4 protein-coding genes are annotated in these 3,947 nt (G+C 60.5%); 1 reads left to right on the top strand and 3 read right to left on the bottom strand.

The genetic code is table 11. The annotated features are described in order from the left end of the window. Positions 1-55 precede the first annotated feature (55 nt). The 3 genes from zapE to DCO47_RS26035 form a co-directional block, all read right to left on the bottom strand. Entirely contained in the window at positions 56-1,150 is a 1,095-nt protein-coding gene (gene zapE, locus DCO47_RS26045) for a cell division protein ZapE (protein WP_039761353.1), read from the bottom strand. Between the two features lie 90 nt (positions 1,151-1,240). Further along, positions 1,241-2,596: a tryptophan--tRNA ligase gene (locus DCO47_RS26040; RefSeq protein WP_116659228.1), complete on the bottom strand. Its 1,356-nt coding sequence runs from the start codon at positions 2,594-2,596 to the stop codon at positions 1,241-1,243. A gap of 24 nt (positions 2,597-2,620) precedes the next feature. Further along, on the bottom strand, positions 2,621-3,250 hold the full coding sequence (locus tag DCO47_RS26035) for an alpha/beta hydrolase (RefSeq protein ID WP_042609746.1): 630 nt from the start codon (positions 3,248-3,250) through the stop codon (positions 2,621-2,623). A 144-nt stretch (positions 3,251-3,394) separates the two neighbouring features. Between DCO47_RS26035 and DCO47_RS26030 the strand changes: the two genes are divergently transcribed. Then, positions 3,395-3,829: a YhcB family protein gene (locus DCO47_RS26030; protein WP_042609742.1), complete on the top strand. Its 435-nt coding sequence runs from the start codon at positions 3,395-3,397 to the stop codon at positions 3,827-3,829. Positions 3,830-3,947 lie beyond the last annotated feature (118 nt).

The following is a 3,947-nucleotide window of genomic DNA, read 5'->3' as shown; positions in this document are numbered from 1 at the left end:
GGATATAAAAAAAGGGCCTGCAATCGCAGGCCCTTTTTCTTTGCCGAAACGCCGCTTAAGGCTTGTGCGCCCGCGACAGAAACTCGTGGGATTGCATCTCCAGCAAGCGGCTCAGCGTGCGCTGGAACTCGAAGGTCAGGCGTCCGCCGGTGTACAGATCCTTCAGCTCGACTTCGGCAGAAATGATCAGTTTGACGTTGCGATCGTAGAACTCGTCGACCATGTTGATGAAGCGCCGCGCGATGTCGTCGGTGGTGACGCTCATCTGCTCGACGCCGCTGAGCAGCACCGCGTGGAAGATTTTGCCCAGTTCGATGTAGTCGTTCTGGCTGCGCGGGCCGTCGCACAGTTCGCGGAAGTCGAACCAGGCCACGTCATCACAGGTACGCAGGGCGCGGATTTCGCGGTTCTCGATGATCAGCACATCATTTTCCACCGCCGCCGTGCACTCCGGCGTCAGTGCCTTGAAGCTCTTGCGCAGACTTTCATGCGCCGCTTCGTCGAGCGGATAGTGGAACAGCTCGGCTTGCTCGAGGTGACGCAAACGGTAGTCGACGCCGCTGTCGACGTTGACGATCTCGGTGTTCTGCTTGATCAGCGCGATGGCCGGGAGGAAGCGCGCGCGTTGCAGGCCGTCCTTGTACAGGCCGTCAGGCACGATGTTCGAGGTCGCGACCAGGGTCACGCCGTTCTTGAACAACTCTTCCATCAGCGTGCCGAGGATCATCGCGTCAGTGATGTCGGAGACGAAGAATTCATCGAAGCAGATCACCCGCGACTCGGCCGCGAAGCGCTTGGCAATGATGGTCAGCGGGTTCTTCTCGCCGCCGAGGGTTTTCATTTCTTCGTGCACACGCTTCATGAAGCGGTGGAAGTGCGTGCGGGTCTTTTCCTTGAACGGCAGCGCTTCGAAGAAGGTGTCGACCAGGTAAGTCTTGCCGCGACCGACGCCGCCCCAGAAATACAGGCCCTTGACCGGTGCCTGATCCTTTTTGCCAAACAGCTTGCCGAGAAATCCCGGCTTGTTCTGGTCGGCGGCGATCAAGTCGTCGTACAGACGCTGCAAGTGACGCACAGCAGTTTCCTGCGCGGCGTCATGGAAGAAGTCCGGGCGTTTCAGATCAGCTTGATATCGTTCTAGGGGCGTCATAATTCGTTAGCAAGGCAACAAAAACGGGCCGTCACTGTAGCGACGGCCTGTGGGAATGGCAATCGGCCCTTGGTCGGGTCGTGCCGCCGATCAGTCCTGCGCTGGGGTCAGCGCTACGCGCAACGCCTCGATGGCGGCATCTCGCGCTGCAGCATCGGCGAAGGCGGGGCTGTCACCCACGCGCTCACCGGCCAGCCAGACGCTGAAGCTCAGGTTTTCAGTGCGTACGTCCAGCGGTTCGCCGGACTGCAACTGTTTGGTCGCCTGTCCGGCGGTTTTGCCATCGGCGAAGTTGCGCGACAGCAGCAGTTGCTCGCCATCAGCCGCCAGCAGACGGAAACGGAAGCTGCCATCCTCTTCGCGGAAGCTGACGAAACGCGCAGCCTTCGCGGCTTTCTTCTTGGTGGTCGCGGCGACCTGAACCTGATTGACGAAAGAACGCAGGCCAACGGCTTCGCGCAACTCATTGAGGAACGGCGTGGCAACCGCGCGGGCCTTCTTCGCACCGATCTGCAGAATGTCTTCCAGGTCCGCCGGACGCTCGATCAACTGGTGATACTTCTCGCGCGCCTCGCCCAGCTCATTGTCGAGCGACTGGAACAGACGATTCTTCGCCTCGCCCCAGCCCAGACCACCGAGCAGTTCGCGGCGGAATTCGTCAGCCTGCGCCGGTGTGGCGAAGGCCTGGAACAGGGTGAACAAGTGCGAGTTGTCGGGATCTTTCGCTTCGCCCGGGGCCTTGGAGTCGGTGACGATCCGCGAGATCGCGTCCTTCATCTCTTTGGCGCTGGAGAACAACGGGATGGTGTTGTCGTAGCTCTTCGACATCTTGCGACCGTCGAGGCCCGGCAAGGTCGCCACGCTTTCTTCGATCAGCGCTTCGGGCATGGTGAAGAATTCTTTGCCCTGACCGAACAGATGGTTGAAGCGCTGGCCGATATCGCGCGCCATCTCGACGTGCTGAATCTGGTCACGACCTACCGGCACCTTGTGCGCGTTGAACATCAGGATGTCCGCGGCCATCAGTACCGGGTAGCTGTAGAGGCCCATGGTGATACCGGCATCCGGGTCTTCACCGGTCTCGACATTCTTGTCCACCGACGCCTTGTAAGCGTGCGCGCGATTGAGCAGGCCCTTGGCGGCAACGCAGGTCAGCAGCCAGGTCAGCTCGGGGATTTCCGGGATGTCGGACTGGCGGTAGAAGGTCACGCGATCGACATCGAGGCCACCGGCCAGCCAGGTTGCAGCGATTTCCAGACGCGAGCGCTGGATGCGCAGCGGGTCATCGCATTTGATCAGGGCGTGGTAGTCGGCGAGGAAGTAGAACGAATCGGCCTGGCTGTCGCGGCTGGCAAGGATTGCCGGGCGGATGGCGCCGGCGTAGTTGCCCAGATGCGGCGTGCCGGTGGTGGTGATGCCGGTGAGAATGCGGGTACGGTTGGTCATGGGTAATCGCTTGTCAGACTGCAATCAATTCGAGAGACGCGGCAGCAGCAGATCCTTGAGATCGGTCAGCTTGCCGTGAAAAAAGTGTCCGCATTCTGCCACTTTCAGCAGCTCATGGGGGCGCTGGAGTTTGTCGGACCAGTCGTAGACCAGTTGCGGATCGATGACTTCGTCGGATTCCGGCTGGATCACGGTCAACGCGCCGTGCTGCGGCAGTTGATCCTGCTCGCCCAGGCGCATCACCGCCGGGGCGACCATGAACAGGTGTGCAAGCTGCACGCCTTGGGCTTCGAGACGGCCGCCGAGACTTGCTGCAACAAATCCGCCGAAGGAGAAACCGAACAGGGTCAGGGGCAAGTCCGGGTGTTTTTCGCGCAGCCATGCGGCGGCGGCCTGGGCGTCGTCGACTTCACCGGTGCCCATGTCGTGCGTGCCCTGGCTGGCGCCGACGCCGCGATAATTGAAACGCAAGGTGATCAGGCCTGCGTCGCGCGCGGTGCGCTGCAGGGTCGAGACGACCTTATTGAGCATGGTGCCGCCCTGTACCGGGTTCGGATGGCAGATCAGCGCAATGCCGCGCGGCTGCTCGTTATCCAGGTACAGGGATTCCAGTTGACCCACCGGGCCGTCAATCACTACAGGGGTTTCACGCATCAGCAAGGGAGGAACTCCGTGACCTCGAATCGGGTCGACTCGTCTAGCAAATTGTCTGTGCCAATCTATTGCGAGTGAATCGCGGTATACAGCGCAGGTTCGAGCCGTTAACGTAAAGCAAAGCCGTTTATAGAGGAAGGACTCGTGGAACACTCGCTCTTAGTTTGGTTGTTACCGACTCTTGCCCTGGTTGTGGGTGTCGCCATTGGATTCCTGATCGCGCGCGTTGCGCCGAACGCCGCGCCGAGCCGCACGCAGCGTCAACTGGATGATATCCAGGAGCGTTTCGACAGTTATCAAAACGAAGTGGTCACCCACTTCAACAGCACCGCGATGCTGGTCAAGAAGCTGACCCAAAGTTATCAGGAAGTGCAGGATCATCTCGCCGAGGGCGCCAACCGTCTGGCCCTGGACGAGCAGACCCGCCAGCGCCTGATCGCTGCCCTGCACGCCGACGCAGCGCAGGCCCCCCGCGAACGCCTGACGCCACCGCGCGATCAGGAACCACCGCGTGACTATGCACCGAAGAATCCGAACTCGCCGGGCATGCTCGATGAGCACTATGGTTTGAAGAAGTAAGCAGTCTTCGCGGCAAACAAAAAGCCCCCGGACATTGATGTGTCCGGGGGCTTTTTTGTGCCCGGCAGGTTTCTGGTGCCCATTTTATCGCCATCGCGAGCAGGCTCACTCCTACATT

Source organism: Pseudomonas sp. NDM, from assembly GCF_003105095.1.
In the GTDB taxonomy this organism is placed as follows: Bacteria; Pseudomonadota; Gammaproteobacteria; order Pseudomonadales; family Pseudomonadaceae; genus Aquipseudomonas; species Aquipseudomonas moraviensis_A.
This window is presented reverse-complemented; position numbering and strand designations above follow the sequence as displayed.

Coding starts and splice junctions, on each gene's coding strand:
- zapE (WP_039761353.1), bottom strand. CDS start 1,150: ATGACGCCCCTAGAACGATATCAAGCTGATCTGAAACGCCCGGACTTC.
- DCO47_RS26040 (WP_116659228.1), bottom strand. CDS start 2,596: ATGACCAACCGTACCCGCATTCTCACCGGCATCACCACCACCGGCACG.
- DCO47_RS26035 (WP_042609746.1), bottom strand. CDS start 3,250: ATGCGTGAAACCCCTGTAGTGATTGACGGCCCGGTGGGTCAACTGGAA.